The sequence below is a fragment of the Bacteroides intestinalis genome, assembly GCF_003464595.1.
Classification (GTDB): Bacteria; Bacteroidota; Bacteroidia; order Bacteroidales; family Bacteroidaceae; genus Bacteroides; species Bacteroides intestinalis_A.
This window is the reverse complement of the sequence record NZ_QRZF01000010.1, coordinates 70,365-88,248: the sequence shown is the minus strand read 5'-3', so window position 1 is coordinate 88,248 and position 17,884 is coordinate 70,365. Positions and strand designations below refer to the sequence as shown.

The following is a 17,884-nucleotide window of genomic DNA, read 5'->3' as shown; positions in this document are numbered from 1 at the left end:
CTAATAGTTCCGTTACTTACGGAGTAACAGCCGTTTCACGCCCTACTCCATAGCTTTTTCTTTCCAGAGTAAATGTAATTAATTATCATTCGATTCGCTTTCGCCAATTCGTCCCCGTCAAAGCTTTTCAGATAGGTGCGGGTAACTTCCAGCGAGGAATGTCCCAATCCTTCCGAAATCATTTCTTCCGGTACATGGCAGTATTTGGCAAGTGTTGCCCACGTATGGCGGGCGGTATAGGAGCTTACTTTGATATCACCCACTCCACAAAGTTCAGACAGTCGTGTTAATTGGAAATTCAGGTTCCGTAGTTTCCTGCCATATTCATTGAAAGCTGCTTCACCTTTCAGAGTGCCGCTCAGGAAATTGAGCAGATAGGGTGAAGATGAATCTTGATTACGGTAGAGGTTGATTAATCGCATGGCTTCCGGAACTACTTTCACACATAGTTCAGTACCTGTCTTGCAGCGTCGGCAGGTAAGGAGATCGCCTTGGATATCCTTCTTGTGCAGGTGCGCCAGGTCAGTGTAGGGCATGCCTTGTAGTAAAAGCATCAGTTTAAGGCTGTCTTGTGCCTGGCAGACTTCTTCAGGCAATTCGGTGCAGGGCGTTGGAGGGGTCAGCAGACGGTTCATCTGGGAGGCTGTTACTGCCAGTTTCCGTTCGGAGGTTACTCCGGTTTTCAGTCCGGAAAAGAGGCGGAACTCTCCGGGAATTAGTTCGCGGTCTACCGCACGGTTATACACTGCCCGCAACGCACGTATGTACGTGGAGATGGTGTTGTAGCTTCGTAGCAGGTCTTCCAGATGGCGCTGGAAGCGACGGAGCGAGGACTTGTTGAGACCACCGAAGAAGATTTCGCCACCACCTATAAACTCGGTAAAAGCCCGAAGGGCATACGTGTAAATGTGTGCCGTGGCAAAGCGCTCCTGTTGGCACAAATCTTCAATGACTTCATTCATGAAGCCGGTTAAACTTTTCTGTTTCATACTTCTATTATATTTAGTATTCAACTACAATATAAAAAAAGTATGATTGTTCGCAAAGGGAGGTGGGAAATGATAAAAGTTCTGATGCCCTTAATCTACAATATGATTTAGATCAAAATAGAGTAAATGGGGGGTGTCATTCTCATCATCTGAGGTTCAAATCCATCCTTTTACTTTTTTAGAGTCTTTATAAAGTACTCATAATCTTTCAATCTTTCTTCTCGTTGCTCTTTCGTCTCTTTACGCGGGTGTTTCATACGCTCTTCAAAATGGCGTGCATCTTCTCCGTAAAGGATGGGTGTTTCTTTTATAGGTCGTGCCATATCTAATTCTCCTTTCTTTATTAAAGAAATGTAAAGGTACGTATTATTTTCCATAACCTTTCATTTTCAATAGGGGTATGAGTGAAACTTCATTGTTATATTGCATAGTTTGATTTTATTTTTTTAAATTTGCTATCAATTTGGAAAAGCATAATATGAAAGCCATTGTTATCATCATTAAATCAATATATGCACTTATTACTATTGTGGCGATGTTTTTTGCATCTATGTTCTGGCTTGGCACTAAAGAATATTGGGACTTTTGAGTATCTACCAATTTTATTGAGTTCTTATTTTCAAGGTTTTTGTTAGTTTTAATTGTCGGCTTATTGTTTTATGTACCAAACCTGTTTTTAAATTTATTTTTTAGAAAAAGAATCAATTTATCTCTATATTTTATACTTTTTGAAATAGGAGGAATAATTCTTATTGCCATTTCGTTGACATTTTATTCTTTTTCTTAAAGCATACCTATATTCTGTATATTCTATTTTTTTACTATATTCACTCATTTCTTTTCGGTTATGGATTAAATGGGTACGCGGACGACACGGACAAGGCGGACGAACGCGGATTTAAAAAGCTGCGCTATACTATTATAAATGATAAATTAAAGTCCGCGTTCGTCCGCCTTGTCCGTGTCGTCCGCGTATCTATTTATTCATTACCATTCCGTTATGAGTTAAATGATATAATCTTTAAAAAGAAATATTATAGTATAAACTGGAATCTTGCCTGCAATACACTAAAATTCTTGTCGCTTATCTCCCGAATGTGTTTTCCGGGGATTACATAGCTGTAGTTTACTTTAATCCCTATATGCTTGTTTATGTAGTAATTCAATCCCAGAGAAAAATCCTTTTGTGCTCCGCCCAATACTTCCGCAGTCCGGTCGTTCATATCTACGATATTGAAACGTCCGCAGAGTTCGAGCGCACGGCCTATAGGACGGGCAGGACATGCCAGAGCTGCATCATAGTCATAAGTATCTCCTATCAGGAGCCATGAACATTGCGCATATCCACCCTGCCCGGTATAGTCGGCGAGGGCATTCCTGCGTTTCACCTGAGTACGGATATATTCGCTTTGGAGGAAGAATTTTCCGTAATAGATCAGCAGTTCAGTACCCAGCTTCACTTGATGGCGGGCATTATCCACTTCCGCATAAATCAGGTTACGATTGTCGATAGTACTTACTCCGGCAGATTTATAGATAAAGGTATTCTTGTTATCATCATCCGGCAAAGCACCATCGGGAGTGCGATAGACAGCGGCAATACCGAGATGCAATAGCTTTCCTACTTCATTTACAGGTCGGTAAACAAAACGTCCGTCTACGGCATAACCTTGCGAGGTATTCTTTAAATTACTGATATCGTTGTCGGTAAACAATCCTCCGCAAGCATAATAATGCGTAGCATTGTAAGTGTAGGCAACTCCCAGACGCCGACTGTTGGTCATGGCAAGCACAGAACCGGGTGACTGATGGAAACGTAGGTCGAAAGTGCTGCAAAGCATATCCATGGTGAAAGGTTCGTAGAATTGCCCTACCTGGATGATATGCTTACCGGAAGTGTAAGTGGCGAAAGCATCTTTGATAGAAACCTTGCTGCCTACATAACCTATTTCCACTTTCATGTCCCAGCGCTGGTAAGTGGCCTTCATGCCTACGCGCAGATCATTGAATTCCGTACCGTTACCGAAATGATTGTCATTCCTGAGATAAACACCGCCATCCATAAGCATGCGGCCGGTTACTTTGTACTGTAATTTGTCGGAGAGAGTTTCCTGTGCTGTGGCGGTCAGAGAAGTGACGACCGCCAGCAGGCACAGGGAGGATTTAGAAAGGTAATTCATTAGTAAGAAGTTTGTTGGACTACTTCTATCAGACGTGCGAAATCTTCAGGATGTACATCTCCGATGTTGCCGATGCGGAAAGTATCTGCCTGGGATATCTTGCCCGGATAGATGACGAAACCTTTTTCTTTCAGTTGGGTGTAGAAAGAGTTGAAGTCGAAACCAGCTTTCGGATAAAGGAAAGAGGTGATGATGGGCGACTGGAATTCGTCCGGCAGCAAGGTTTTGAAGCCGAGTGCGCGCATTCCTTCTACCAATATGCGGTGGCTTTCGCAATATCTCTTGTGGCGGGCGGCTACTCCTCCCTCTTCTTCCAGTTCGGCAAGTGCCTGCTTGAAGGCTCTTACTACATGGGTGGGTGAAGTAAACCTCCATTTGCCGTGTCCCTTTTCCATCGTCTCCCATTGGTCGTAAATATCGAGTGAGAGTGAACGGGAAACACCTTTGCTGTGTAACAGTTCGGATTTGCGGGCTATGATAAAACCGAAGCCGGGAACACCTTGAATACATTTGTTGGCACTGCTGATCATGAAGTCGATACCTAATTCATACATATCCAAAGGCACGCCGCCGAAGCTGCTCATAGCGTCTACAATCAGCTTTTTGTTGTGGAGCTTCACAATGTGGGCAATCTCTTTGAGAGGGTTCAGGATACCGGTAGTGGTTTCGCAATGTACTACGGCTACGTGGGTGATATCTGAATTGTTGGACAGGTAATCGTCTACATAGTCAACGGAAACCTGTTCGGTTTCTTCGAAAGCAAGCATATCGTAGTTGATGCCGTGATATTCGGCAATGTGGCCCATACGGTCACCATAAGCGCCATTGCTGAGGATAAGTAGTTTGTGTTTGGGAGTGATGACACTGCCGATAACGGCTTCCACGCAATAAGTGCCGCTTCCCTGCAAGAGTACGGAAGTGTATTCGTCGGTAGCTGTAGTAGCAAGGGTAACGAGGGATTTGCGGATTACTTCTACAATGTGTACGTTATAGTCGGCGTCCCATGTACACCAATCGGTCATCATGGCTTCTTTTACGGTTTCTGACGTGGTTAATGGGCCGGGGGTTAATAATAAATAGGGTTTCATATTGGTTTGATATTTAAAAGGATTAATGATTCGTATTCAGTTTATGATTGATAAGCTCTATGATTTGGGGAAGCTCTTCGATGCTGTCCACCACATAGTGGGCGCCCGCCAGAAGCATGCGCTGTCTGACTTCTGCTTTCCGGGCAGTGAGCGTTGCGGGAGACATTTGTTCTACTTCCTCCTGGGTTAGTCCCAGTTCGTTACTGCCGAGTATTACGCCGACGGTCCAGACTTTGGCATTGATACCCTCTTTGATGTCGGCAATGGTGTCACCGTACTTCAGAACACAGTCTGTTGAAGGGATGGCAAGATCGATCATGTTTTGGTAAATCATATAAGGAAGAGGACGTCCGGCAGGCAAGCCGTTGGGAGTGACACACTTGTCGGTGGTGTAGCCTTTGCGGGCTGCATTGGGGAGCACTACGTCCATCATGGCTTGGGTGTAGCCGGTGGTGGAACCTATTTTGATGCCTTGTTTTCTCAGTTCATTCAGGGTCTCGATGACTCCGGGAATGGGGTCGGTGTAGTTTGCCAGGGAAGCAAAAAGGTATTCCTCGAATTTGGCGTTCATATCTATTACGTCCTGTTCGTTCCAGGGGCGGTGATAGAGTTTCTCAAACTCCTCGCCTACTCCGTCCATCTTGAACAGTTCGCGGATGTGGTCTATCTTGGCCATTCCCATAGGGCGGCGGGCTTGTTCCATCGTGATGTTGATGCCTATTTCATTGAAGGCTTTCAGGAAGGCGGCTACCGGAGCGAAACATCCGTAATCGACTGCAGAGCCTGCCCAGTCCATAATGATACATTCTATTCTTTTCATGTTTACTTGTTATTTTATAATGAGTTGTTTAATAATAAATTGGGGGTTATCTACTTTTGTAAGCCTTTTAGGCTATTTGCGAAACTTGAATTATTCATCTGTTGAATTATTACTTATTGCGATAAAATGTTCTTATTTCTCTTACTTTTTTAGCTGGGCATCACAGAAAATGCAGATTGCAGCATTTTCGGTTTCTCTTCTACCGCACGTCCCGTGCGCAGGAGTTCTTCTTTCTTATGTCTCTGCACCAGGTAGACAATAGAACAGCTGAATGCTACGGTACAGATTATTCCTACATAACCGGACATCTGGTTATAAAAATCGAGCCAATTGATATCCGTATTAAAGAATTCCTTGAACATCAGGACGAGTACGGTACCGGTATATCCGATGAAATCAATCGTCACAATAAAGAATCCTACATTGCCTTTTATCTTGAAGCATGCTATGAAGCGGTCGAAAAATATGCTTTGAAAACAAAGATAGGCGATGTAAAGGCTCAGACTCTGGATGAACAGCCAGGTCACGGTGCTGAGTTGAAGCGTATCGTAATTGAGTGATACGAAACTCATGGTAGCCGTTCCGGCAACCACCATACTCAAGAGGATGACCAATACTTTGATATTACTCTTTACAAAGACCATCATTCCGAAAAGTGCCAGGATGATAAGAGTAACAACACTGTCGATCTGTGCAAACAGCCAGGAAGAATGTCCGCTCATGTCGATAATCTTCACCAGGAAATCTTCTTTAATATCCCGGAGGATAACCAACAGCAGGTTGGCTACGAACAGGAGGATCAATACAGGCATGAAGTTGCGGAACAGTTCTTTGCGTTGTTTTCCGTTGAGAGTGACACGCTGGCTCTTTTCGGCAATGTCCTGTTGGGTGGGTTGCGGCAGGCGATTCAGGGTGTAACCCAGCAAGGCAAGTAATGGCAAGGCAAAAGCGCCGATGAGAGCGGGCATCCAGAACTCTCCTACATGCAGGGTGTTCATAACGAACAGTCCGATAGATTTTGCCACGCCGGAGCTGATGACAATACTGATACCCAAAAGGCTGGCAAGAATATCGGTGGTGCGTCTGCCTTCGATGAAGCTGAATATCACGCCCCACATGCAACCCAGTGACAAACCGTTGAAGAACATGGCGAAGATATTATAAGGAGCGGGCAAGAGTCCGAAGAGAACCAGGGAGAGTTCCGCTACCAGAATAGAAGCCAGGATGAACTTCATGCGGTGCTCCTTCTTTAATTCGGAGATCAACTTGATACCGACAAACTTGGCGATGAGGTAGCCCAGAATCTGGACGATGGTAACCAGTACTTTATAATCCAATCCGAAAGCCTCCAATCCATCGAAGGAGGCAGCGGTGAAAGGTTTGCGAAGCGCATATACTAAGGAGTACGAAAGAAGCGCTGCACCTCCTGCCCAAAGTATGAATACAAGATCGGATATTTTCTTGTTTGAAAGTAGTTCCGTTTTAATGTCGGTAATTGTTTTCATTTTATTCTCTTTTGATTTCGAGGGCAAAAGTAGAAGGATGATGTTACAGAAAAAATGAATATTTATTATTAATACATTTAATTATCGGATAGAAAATAAAGTAACATTAATGTAACATTTATGCAATCGGAATATAACACAAGTGGGTGTTCTTTGCAAATTAAAAACCAAAAACACTTACAAAATATGGAGGAACTATTAGAGATATATAAGCGGATAGAAGATCTGCGTAATAAAGGGGTGAAAATGAAAGATATAGCTGACAAAACGAATATGCCTGCCAGTGTGCTGTCTTCTCTCTATTCAAGTGTGCTGCCCACCTTTGCAAGATCGGTAAAGAAAGGAATGACGGCAGAAGAAGCATTGGACTATGCCCTGTCTCAGGTGAATAATGTTTCGAAGAAACGTTTGCTCGGCAACCTTACTGAAATGAAAGGGCAGTTGCTGGAACTGGAACCCGTGACAACCGGTAACCAGAAGGAAATTCCATTCGTCAGAATGTTGACCGAAGAGATGAATCATTCGGCACAGGAAGTGTATAATTATAGTGGTATATATATAAGTTATAGTCTTTCGTCTTCGAGCGATTGCCTAAAGATGGAACCATATCTGATTAGTGCCTCCGAAAACAATGACTATGTACAGGTGACTCATATGAGCGCTTACAACACAACGCACCGGGGGATCGGGTTATTAAATAATCATCAGAATGCATATATCATCTTCAACGAAAGGGAGGCTCCGCAGCTTGCATTATTCACCATCTATCTGCAACTGCCCATGTACGACTATCCGTCTATGCTGAAAGGGCTTTACCTGAGTCTGGACTATAACCGGAATCCGATAGCCCGGCGGATTGTTTTCGTGAAATATTCCGATAGCACCAGCATGGATGATTTTATTGAACTGAAAGGCGGACTGCTGACCGAGGAAGAACTGACACCGGAGCAAAAGGTCTATTTTGAATATACATGCCGGGGCGGGGATTATATAAAAACGTGTACGGTGCCCTCCCCTCACCTGAATGGTGACGATCTGGAAAGGGAGAAGAAGATGCTGAAACTGTGATTCTGCTAATAAGAATAGAACGACGGTGTGTCTTTTGTTACGGTTTTACAGTTTTTCTTATCATCTTGCTTTGATATTGAAAGTTTTTTAGTATGTTTGCCGCATTATTAATGAAAAACACGTCTTTTCAATGAAAAAGCAAGATTTCCTGTTTATTATTCTGGTGGTGGTAGTCTTTCTACCCTTCTTTTTGAGTGACGCGGTTTATGACTGGTATAAGTCGTTCAATGCTGCACATGGTATGGTGATGAGCTTTCTGAAGTTTGCCATTCTGTCTTCGTTGGGCGAAGTTCTGGGATTACGAATCAGTGCGGGAGTGTACAACCGGAAGGGTTTCGGTATTATTCCGCGCATGGTGGTATGGGGCATACTCGGTATGGGAATCAATGCCGCTATGATTATCTTTTCAAAAGGTGTGCCGCAGTTCATGGAGTATATGGGAATGGCAAATGCTGCTGCAACGTTTACAAGTGAAGCGATGTCTCTCGATAAGGTGCTGGTGGCGCTGGCCATATCGGTAACGATGAACACAATCTTTGCTCCGGTATTCATGACTTTCCATAAAATAACAGATACGCATATCCTGATGTGCGGCGGTTCTATTAAGAGTCTTATCACTCCTATTCCGATGACGAAAATCATCACCGGACTGAACTGGAACGTTCAATGGAACTTCGTTTTTAAGAAGACAATCCCGTTCTTCTGGTATCCTGCACACACCATTACTTTCATGCTTCCGCCGGATATGCGCGTATTGTTTGCGGCATTGCTGGGTATTGTGCTGGGAGTATTGCTGGCAGTGGCGGCACGGAAATAGTTTTTTTATTACCTTTGCTTCCTGCTAAACGAAAATAGATGTATGAAACTATATAGTAGGCAGGAAGCAATCGCACGCATGAATATGCTGGCAGGCTGTTCAAAGTCGTTTGTCTTTCTGATTGATTATTCGCAGGAACAGGTTTATGTGGAAGAGACGGCAGAGGTCTCACCGGAGGAGTTGATATATAACCTGAATGGATTTACGAATGAAGCAGTTGCCGGTTTAACGGATGAATTGTTTCCGGAGAGTTTACCGGAACAGATAGAATGGACCTCACAGCCTGTTTCTTTTCAGGAATACAGTCGTGCTTTCGGACATGTGAAAAAGAATATTCTTGCCGGAAACAGCTTTCTTACGAATTTAACTTGCCGGACTCCGGTACAAACCAATCTGACTTTAAAGGATATATATTGTAACTCCCGTGCTTTATATAAAGTATGGGTAAAGAATCGTTTTGTAGTTTTCTCTCCGGAGATTTTCGTTCGGATAAAGAAAGGGATTATCAGCTCTTATCCCATGAAAGGTACGATAGACGCTACCCTGCCCGATGCCGTACAAACCTTGATGAACGACGGGAAAGAAGCGGCGGAACATGCTACGATTGTGGATCTGATCAGGAATGATCTGAGTATTGTGGCGTCTCATGTCCGGGTGGAGCGTTATCGCTATATAGATGTGTTGCAGACAAATCGGGGACCGATATTGCAGACTAGTTCGGAGATATGCGGTGAACTTCCAGAAGATTACAAACGGCAGTTAGGTGATATTCTTTTCAGTATGTTGCCTGCCGGTTCTATTACCGGTGCACCCAAAAAGAAGACGATGCAGATTATTCGTGAAGCTGAAGGATATGAACGGGGATTCTATACGGGAATAACCGGATATTTCGATGGAGACAATATGGATAGTGCCGTGATGATACGTTTTGTGGAGCAAGAGGCGGACGGAATGTATTTTAAAAGCGGTGGTGGCATTACTTTCAAGAGTGACGCCCGCAGTGAATATGAAGAAATGAAACAGAAAATATATGTGCCGATTTATTGAAACGATACAAGTACGTGACGGTAAGTTGCAGAACCTTGCCCATCACAACCGTAGGATGAATGAGACGAGACAAGCGGTTTTCGGAATGGCGGATCAACTGGATATTCTGGATTATACAGGGGATTGTCCTGAAAGCGGTTTTTATAAATGCCGGGTAGTTTATGGCAGAGAAGTATGTGAAGTGGCATTTTCCGCTTATACAATGAGGACTGTAAGTTCACTCCGGTTGGTCGGTTCGGATACGATTGATTATCGCTACAAGAGTACGGACCGGAAGGAACTGGAAGCATTGTATGCCCTACGCGGCAATCAGGATGATGTATTGATTGTCAGAAACAATCTTTTGACGGATACTTCCATTGCTAATGTGGCGTTAGAAAAAGAGGGAGTCTGGTATACACCGAGGACTCCCCTATTGAAAGGCACAAAACGTGCATTGCTGTTGGAACGGGGGGTACTGACGGAATGTGATATTCCGTCAGATGAGATTTCCTCCTATTCACACATCGCTTTATTTAATGCGATGATTGATTTTCAGTCTCTGGTTCTGGAGATTAACCGGGATACGGTTATTCGTATTTGATACTATCTACCGGATTATTTCTTGCTGCCCGATAACTGTTCAGGCATACTGTGAGCAGGGTGATGCAGACAGTGAAGACCAAAGGAAGCAGAAAATGAAGGATACCAATGTGTACATGGTAAGCAAATTGTTGCAGCCAATAATTCATCAGATAGCAAACCAAGGGTACAATGAGTATAAACGCTATACCTATGTAGTACAGGAACGGTCGATTGACAAGCCATAATATTTGCCCGAATGATGCACCGTGAATCTTCCGAATTCCTATTTCACGTATACGTTGCTGGATAGCATAATGGGTGATGCCGAACAATCCGAACAGTGTGAGGAATAAACTGATTGATGCATACATCAGCAGGATGCGGGAAAAGTCGGTGACTTCCTGATTATTGGAGATCAGTACCTGATAAGGGTCTTCATAATTGAATGGAGTACCGGGGGGGGGCTTCTCCCATAATCCGCGAAGATGATTGATAACTGTTGTGCGATCTTGTTCGTCAAACTGTAAGGTCAATGTGGTATAGTTATCTTGTGGCATTTCGTGCAGAATCATTCTCAGTGGAAACACATTGTTTGTGAGCGAATATTTCTTGAAATCTTTCATGACACCGATAATAGTACCTTTCTCACTCTTTTCGGGCACGTATTTAGAGATCGGTTGTCCCACCGGATCTTCTCCTTCGGGCACAAGATAGCGAATGAAGGACTCGTTGATGATGACCGGCACAGAGGTACGGAGTAATAAATGGAATGTTTGTTTGGCATCCAGCAAGTCGAAATCGTATATATCCAGGAAGTCCGGACAGTTTTCATAAAGTTCAAGCATCAGAAGGTCATTCTTCTCACCATTTTGGCGGGGAACGGCCATACTCATGGTATAAAGACCTGATTTGGAAGATACAACAGACTTCACTCCGGGGATGGATTTAATGTCTTCTATCCAAGTAGATAAAGGGGATTGCCGGGAGTCGCCGATTCCAAACTCAACGATTCCTTTGTAGCGGCTTCCCTCCTGCTCTATCAGGTCCATTTGGCTACGGATTATCATAAAAGCACTTAGCAGTCCGATAGAAATCATGAATTGTAAGGTGACCAGTGCTGCTACAATGCGCTGTTTCTTACGACCTGTAAAGAAGCTGCGGTAATGGCTTTCGGACAAGGTCTGTATCTTCCGGCTCATGTATTCTGCCGGAACAACGGATAGAATGATGACAAACAGCAGGATAACAGGGAATACCTGAACGGAGAAAAGATAGGAGAACGACAGATGTGCGGATATTGTTGCATTGAATACTGCTAACAGGTCGCTCATCAACAGAATGGATAACAAGAACGCTGTAATCACCATTAGGAAAGTATCGGCAAAGAGTTGCCAACGGATTTGACGGTGGCTTGCACCTAAAAGGCTTTCAATGTGCAAGGTGCGTATTTGCTTCAATAAGCGTGAAAAACTGAGGTTGATATAGTTGAAGCAACCGATGAACAAGATTAATAAAGCAGATAGCAGTCCGACGCTTAACAGGGCCTTTTGCCGATGCTCGATACACTGATTGCTATCTTGTGTGGTAGTGGTAAAATAGGATTCCTGTAAAGTCTGGGTACGGTAATACCCTTTGCCTAATAAAGTAGGAAGCTCGGTTGTCTCGAAGCGTTGGCGAAAGGCGTTGAGGTCTGTTCCTTCTTTGAGAAGTATCGAACAGGTGGTTCCTTCGGGACTTTTTAGATGCGTGAGCAGATCTGCCTGCAACATGCTTTGCGATGGCAGGCGGAAGACGGCGGCGATACGATAGGCACTTTCGCCGGATTGAGGGATATCCAGCAGCTTGCCGAGGCAGTCGGTGGTACCGAAACAACGTTCGGCCAAAGCTTGGCTGATGGCAATGGTTCCCGGGTGAGTCAATACTTCTTCTATTTTTCCTGCAAGGGTTTCGATGGGGATAAACTTGGGCAATGTACTGTCTGCCGATAGCAGGTTCAGTTCGGAATATTCTTGGTCGCCCACACGGATTTTTGTGTGCGTGATAGCTTGTGTGCGTAGTGAAGCTTCTATCTCAGGGAATTGTGAGATGATTTCGGGGACAGATTCGTGGTATACGAATGTTCCCTGCATTTCTTGTTGAGCGAAAGGTAGTGTTTGTGTCAGCCGGAGGATACGGTCACGGTTGTGGTTGTTATACTCAATGTTGTATTCGTATAGGACGAAGGCTGTCAGTAGATTGGTGCATGCGATACCGATAACCAGGCTGACAAGAGAAATAGTGACGAACAATTTATTTCGCCACCAGCTACGCAGGACAAACTTCAGAATGTACATGTTCTTTTAGTGATAATATTAATAGGTTTTAGCTCTATCAGGAAGCCTGAAGAGTTTATATTATATAGTGCCGGGAAACCTGAAAGGGCTCGCATTTACAGTACAGAAACCTGAAAGGCTTACATCATATAGCGTAGGGCATCGCCCTACGTAATAAGTATTCCCATCTCTGAGCCCTGAAAGGGCGAAATAAAATAGTATATCTCCGATTTCGTCCTTTTAGGGCTTAAGTAAAAATGTGTACAATTTGGGTTACAGACTCACCTCTGTCACCACCTGTCCGTCGAACAGATTAATGATACGTCCTGCAAAACCGGCATCGTGCTGTGAGTGGGTTACCATGACGATGGTCGTTCCTTCTTTGTTCAGTTCATTCAGCAGTTCCATCACTTCCTTACCGTTCTTAGAGTCCAGATTACCGGTAGGCTCATCGGCAAGGATCAGCTTCGGATTGGCTACTACGGCACGGGCAATGGCAACGCGTTGCTGCTGACCACCGGAGAGCTGCTGTGGGAAGTGTTTGCTTCGGTGTGTGATGGCCATGCGTTCCATAGCTGTTTCCACGCGACGTTTGCGTTCGGCGGAAGGAATGCCCATGTAGAGCAACGGCAGTTCGATGTTTTCGTATACGTTCAGTTCGTCAATCAGGTTGAAGCTTTGGAATACGAAACCAATGACACCTTTACGCAGGCTGGTGCGTTGTGCTTCAGTGTATTTGGAGACTTCCTTTCCATTGAGGTAGTATTCTCCGCCCGAAGGGTTATCGAGCAAGCCAAGGATATTCAGCAATGTAGATTTACCGCAACCGGAAGGTCCCATGACTGCGACGAACTCACCTTCTTTCACTTCGATGTTCACATTGTTCAAAGCCCATGTTTGCACTTCTTCTGTCTTGAAGATTTTCTGCAGGTTTACTGTTTTAATCATAATAGTGATAATTTTAATTAGTAATATTGTTTATTCATTTTTTATTATCTCGGCCGGATTGATATGCATGATCCGGTAAATTTTATATGCGGTGGTGAGGAATATCATGAAGGCCACACTGAAGAATAATAGAATTCCCCAATCCCAGCCTTGTATACATTTCACTGTACCTTCGCCTATTGATAGCAGCATCAGTCGTACCAAAGGATAAGCAACCGCAAAAGCCAGCAGGAAAATCACCAGATAAGCTTTACCGAATATACCGGCAATGATCCATGGGGTAGCTCCGTTGATTTTACGAATGGCTATTTCCTTCTGTCGGCTGACTGTGTCCATGGAGATGGCCGAATAGATGCTCAGTACAACCAATAGTATACTTACAACGGCCAGGATTGTCATTGCCACTTGTGTCATATACATCGATCCCATCATCGTTTGTTTGTTATCAGATAGGGAGCGGATTTCAAGAGGCAAGGTTGTGGGTACGTAGTTACGACAGATATCAGTGATGCGCCGGATACTTTTGGTAGCGTTTGTACCCGGTGCCAGCTTGACATAGAAATACCTGAAATGGTTGCTGGGGAAAAATACCGAACCGATGGTTGCTCTTCCCTGAGTTTCTTTATAAAGCTCTTTGAAAGTACCGATGATGCGGTAACTCTGCCCCTCAATCTCTACTCTGTCTTGCACGTTGTCCTTATCCAATTGAAGTCTGAAAGCCTCACTGACATAAACGGTACCTTCTGCATCTCCATTCACTTCTTTTCCTTGTAAAGGGATATTCAGGAATTTAAAGTAACTCGGAGCTCCCATTGCTATGTCAATCATGACCTCCGATTGGTCAGCTTTCTTATAGGTGCGCATAAAATGATTTCCACTTTGCAAATCATCTGTCATGGTCAGTGTCTCTATACACTCCGGCAATGCTTGAATATCAGATAATATAGGGTTTATGTGTTGCCACATACGTTGGGTATTTACCTTCAGGGAAATGATATTTTCTTCTTCTTCGAATGTAAGCGGGTTGTATGCCTGACCGAACACTTCGTGCCACACCATATTGACGCCGAGTGTACTGCCTACAAAGAAAATGGCAATGCCTAACTGCAACCACATCATGATCGAACGGAAAATATGACGGCTACGGTTATTGTTGATTTGGCTGATTATGCTCACTTGTCGTAAACGGCGGATAGGAAACCATATTACGAGCATACAGATCATCAAAAGTGCAATATATATTTGGAACTGTACAACGTAGATAGATGACAAGGGTAAATCGGGCATATCATGGCTTGGAATGTATATTTCCGCAAGATTTATCATGAGTTCCGTTAAAACCAGAGACAAAAGAAATGCAGTGGACATCATCCAAAACACTTCAGCAAAAAGAAGAAGGAACAGTCCTTTTATCTCGGATCCCATACACTTGCGAAGCGCCACTTCACGCTGACGATTATAGAACATCTGAATGATGAACTTAAGGAAATTAATCAGCCCTGAAACCAGGATAAGTGAGGCTATGAATAGTATTAGAAACTGCACCATTGTCAGTTCTTTGTCTTGCCGCATACTGAATGCGGCGTAAGGGTGTACGGTGTCCTCATTCCGTTGCCACGTTATGGACCGTAAACTTTTGTTTAGTATTTCCATAGTTGCCTTAGGCGATAGATAACCTTTTACACTCAAGGCGTCATAAGTCATGATTTCATAGGAGAAATAACAATCGACTTTGGGGTCTTGTAGTCCGTTATCTTCCACTACATTCACGACTTTAAAGCTCTGTATTGTATTTTCCGCTATACTTTGTGGGTTAGCAAGGCGTATGGTTGTTCCAATGGGATTTGCAGTGCCGTACGCTTTGCTCACAAATTTATGGGATAATACCACTTCATCAGGTGCTTCGGGAAGTCGGCTGCCATGTAGCAATTGTCTGTTGTTATAGGAGAAAAAGTTACTGTTAACCCCTCTATAACCTATCAGAAAAGGTAAATTACGTTGTTCGTTATCAATGACTTCTATTTCCGTTGAATTGTTAAAGGATTGTATGGTCAGGCACTCTAGCCCACTGATAGATCGCTCTTCCAGTCGTTTTATTTCATTGGTTCGAAAAAGAGAATTTTGTTTCTGGTTGACTGTTATTCTTATCCGTCGTTCGCTGTCAGGTAAGTTTTCAAGTTTGGCCCATTCCTGCATGAAAAAGCATACAATGGTATAGCATACGATTCCCACTGCCAGGCAAAGGGCGGAAATGAAACTGTGAGTCTTGTACTTCAGCAGATTTCGTAGAGCAACTTTCAAATAATGTAATACCATTGTTTTTATTCGTTTTTAATTATTTCCGCCGGATTGGTTCTTGCTATCCGATAGATACGCCAACTAATAGTAGTGATAATTACCACAGCGGTAATCAATAGAGGAATAATCCACAGCAAAGGATGGGTATAATCGAATATAATTGACTGATCCGCTATAATCATAAAGAATAGGCAAAGGGGGACAGCCAATGCTATTGCTATTAAATATAGTACCAGATATTGTTTACTGAATAACCAGTAAATATCTACGATTCGCGCTCCGTTTACTTTACGAATGGCAACCTCCTTTTGTCGTCGTTCAGTATCAATCTGTATTGAATGGAAGATTCCCAATATTGTTATCAGAATTGAAATGATAGTACAGGCAATAAACAGATTTCTTAGAATATTTAGATATCCGATTTCTTCGTCATATAAAGTTTTTTCTTTATAAGGTTTATTGCTTGGATAATACGAATTGATTTTCTCTGAAATATCCTTAAGAGCTTGATGTCGGTTGGCTTCCGACATGAGTTGCAATATAATTTTGTCAACCTTATTCTCTTTCTCCAATGGAAGCAATATCAAATAAGGTGTGTTATAACCAGGATTAGGGTATATTGGGCAGATACCTGTAATGGGGTATTCATTTCCATTTAAAGATGTGATGGTGCTGAATATAGAATCCTTTCTGATATCTTTGTCTATATCAGGAGTAATGTAGGCAAAAACGTCGCCCTGCTGATGCTTTCTCTCTACTTTCATTTGCTTTAGAAAATCTTCTGTTACAAAGTTAAGTATAACGCGATTTCTATTGATATTCATCATGCTGAAAGTGTAAAGAGATAAAGATTTACACCAACTTTTACTACGGAAATAGTTGCATAACTCCGGTAAGTCTTTGTTCAGCCTATCGTCATGCGAAGTGGAGGGTATGATGATAAGGTTTTCTTTTTCTTGTTTGGTCAATAGAGGGCTCATGCTGTCAGAAAGACTTTTCATTTGGAAATGTACCCCCATAATGCCAATAAGAAATACCAAAGCACAAAAGAACTGTATTGTCAATGAGACATTTCGTAAAGCATGCTTGCCTTTGCTCTGTCTTCCACTCAATCCCTTTTTATACATTCTGTAGAGAAGCTGGTGTACTGTTACATAACATAAGCAAAATGATATGAGAAGTATAATCAGAAAACACTTCAGCTCATGCTTCAATAAGGCGGGTATTTCTATTTGAAGCCCCTTTCTTATTTCATAATCCATATGGCTGAATATCATAGGTAGCATACTTTCTGATAAAGCCATTGCAAGCGTACCACTTAATAATAAAATTATGAACTGTTCACTGAATAGAATTAGGAATATATTACTGGTTCTTCCCCCCATATGGCGTCTGAGGCTCAACTCACGAGTACGATTGGCAAAATTACCAATGCTGAATGAAAAATAATTAGTTAAGGCAATTATCAATATGATTAACCCTATTATGCTAATCCATAATTCTATACCAGGTTTATAAGGAAGTTGACTCAATAGATAAAGTTGATATTCATCCTCATTCTGCATGAAATCGACTTGTGTGATTCTCTTATTCAAGATAGACAAGTCCGATGGATTATTAAGTAGAAGTATTATAGTTCCAAATGCTTCATTGTTAGGTATAAATAAATCATAGCTATCCAGATAATTATTCATACCAGCCGGATATGATTCAATAACAGCTCCAATACTGTAATTCTTCTGGTTAATGGTAATAATATTACCTATGATTGGTAAATGGGCATTGGGCATATATTCTTTGACAAATTTATCAGTAACAACCACTATATCAGGTCGTTTCTCAAATTCAGCCAAAGTTCCCTCAATAACTTTAGATGGAAAAGTAGTAAAATAGTCTCTATTACAACAAGTGGTGGAAACTTGGAAAGTATTATCGTTTATTTGAATACATTCCTCTGTATTATAAGATATTGCAGCAGCTTTAATTTCATCTCTACCCAATTTATTGATTTCATTCAAAGGTATATTCACCATCCATTCCGGGTGTTCCACTAGCCGGATTGTAGCCATACATTCGTATGTTTCGAATAATCGGTTTCCACGTTGGAATGTATTGTAATAATAACTGCATATACTAAAACATAAAAGTCCAACTGTAACGCATAATATAGATATAATGCTTCTTCCTGTTTGTTTGCACAGATTCCGTAATGTTATTTTAAATAGATGCTGTAGCATAATTTAATCTT

14 protein-coding genes are annotated in these 17,884 nt (G+C 42.6%); 4 read left to right on the top strand and 10 right to left on the bottom strand.

Features of this window, described 5'->3' with window-relative positions:
- Window positions 1–35: 35 nt before the first annotated feature.
- From DWW10_RS15145 to DWW10_RS15120, 6 genes are all read right to left on the bottom strand, one after another.
- Window positions 36–989: a tyrosine-type recombinase/integrase gene (locus DWW10_RS15145; RefSeq protein ID WP_118421746.1), complete on the bottom strand. Its 954-nt coding sequence runs from the start codon at window positions 987–989 to the stop codon at window positions 36–38.
- Between the two features lie 170 nt (window positions 990–1,159).
- Complete coding sequence (locus tag DWW10_RS15140; protein WP_118421745.1) at window positions 1,160–1,366, bottom strand: hypothetical protein; 207 nt, start codon at window positions 1,364–1,366, stop codon at window positions 1,160–1,162.
- 657 nt (window positions 1,367–2,023) lie between these two features.
- Window positions 2,024–3,169, bottom strand: coding sequence for an OprO/OprP family phosphate-selective porin (locus tag DWW10_RS15135; protein ID WP_118422245.1), 1,146 nt, complete (start codon window positions 3,167–3,169; stop codon window positions 2,024–2,026).
- Window positions 3,169–4,257: a 2-aminoethylphosphonate--pyruvate transaminase gene (locus tag DWW10_RS15130; RefSeq protein ID WP_118422244.1), complete on the bottom strand. Its 1,089-nt coding sequence runs from the start codon at window positions 4,255–4,257 to the stop codon at window positions 3,169–3,171. The genes DWW10_RS15135 and DWW10_RS15130 overlap by 1 nt, the downstream gene beginning before the upstream one ends.
- Before the next feature lie 22 nt (window positions 4,258–4,279).
- Window positions 4,280–5,077, bottom strand: coding sequence for a phosphonoacetaldehyde hydrolase (phnX, locus tag DWW10_RS15125; RefSeq protein ID WP_022392085.1), 798 nt, complete (start codon window positions 5,075–5,077; stop codon window positions 4,280–4,282).
- 149 nt (window positions 5,078–5,226) lie between these two features.
- Window positions 5,227–6,582: a DUF5690 family protein gene (locus DWW10_RS15120; RefSeq protein ID WP_022392086.1), complete on the bottom strand. Its 1,356-nt coding sequence runs from the start codon at window positions 6,580–6,582 to the stop codon at window positions 5,227–5,229.
- 186 nt (window positions 6,583–6,768) lie between these two features.
- On the opposite strand from DWW10_RS15120, the gene DWW10_RS15115 reads away from it, so the two are divergent.
- From DWW10_RS15115 to DWW10_RS15100, 4 genes are all read left to right on the top strand, one after another.
- Window positions 6,769–7,650 carry a hypothetical protein gene (locus tag DWW10_RS15115; protein ID WP_022392087.1) on the top strand — a complete coding sequence of 294 codons (882 nt, stop codon included), beginning with the start codon at window positions 6,769–6,771 and terminating at the stop codon, window positions 7,648–7,650.
- Between the two features lie 130 nt (window positions 7,651–7,780).
- Window positions 7,781–8,467: a hypothetical protein gene (locus tag DWW10_RS15110; protein WP_007214195.1), complete on the top strand. Its 687-nt coding sequence runs from the start codon at window positions 7,781–7,783 to the stop codon at window positions 8,465–8,467.
- A gap of 42 nt (window positions 8,468–8,509) precedes the next feature.
- Complete coding sequence (locus tag DWW10_RS15105; RefSeq protein WP_022392088.1) at window positions 8,510–9,514, top strand: aminodeoxychorismate synthase component I; 1,005 nt, start codon at window positions 8,510–8,512, stop codon at window positions 9,512–9,514.
- On the top strand, window positions 9,498–10,097 hold the full coding sequence (locus DWW10_RS15100; protein WP_022392089.1) for an aminotransferase class IV family protein: 600 nt from the start codon (window positions 9,498–9,500) through the stop codon (window positions 10,095–10,097). Before DWW10_RS15105 ends, DWW10_RS15100 begins: the two co-directional genes overlap by 17 nt.
- On the opposite strand, the gene DWW10_RS15095 is transcribed toward DWW10_RS15100, so the two are convergent.
- The 4 genes from DWW10_RS15095 to DWW10_RS15080 all read right to left on the bottom strand — a co-directional run bounded on the left by DWW10_RS15095 (window position 10,084) and on the right by DWW10_RS15080 (window position 17,873).
- A complete protein-coding gene (locus DWW10_RS15095) occupies window positions 10,084–12,411 on the bottom strand; it encodes an ABC transporter permease (RefSeq protein ID WP_022392090.1) in 2,328 nt (775 codons plus the stop codon). The two genes, DWW10_RS15100 and DWW10_RS15095, sit on opposite strands and share 14 nt — an antisense overlap.
- Before the next feature lie 252 nt (window positions 12,412–12,663).
- On the bottom strand, window positions 12,664–13,338 hold the full coding sequence (locus DWW10_RS15090) for an ABC transporter ATP-binding protein (RefSeq protein WP_007218531.1): 675 nt from the start codon (window positions 13,336–13,338) through the stop codon (window positions 12,664–12,666).
- A 30-nt stretch (window positions 13,339–13,368) separates the two neighbouring features.
- Entirely contained in the window at window positions 13,369–15,654 is a 2,286-nt protein-coding gene (locus tag DWW10_RS15085; RefSeq protein ID WP_022392091.1) for an ABC transporter permease, read from the bottom strand.
- A 5-nt stretch (window positions 15,655–15,659) separates the two neighbouring features.
- Entirely contained in the window at window positions 15,660–17,873 is a 2,214-nt protein-coding gene (locus DWW10_RS15080; protein ID WP_022392092.1) for an FtsX-like permease family protein, read from the bottom strand.
- Between the last annotated feature and the right edge of the window lie 11 nt (window positions 17,874–17,884).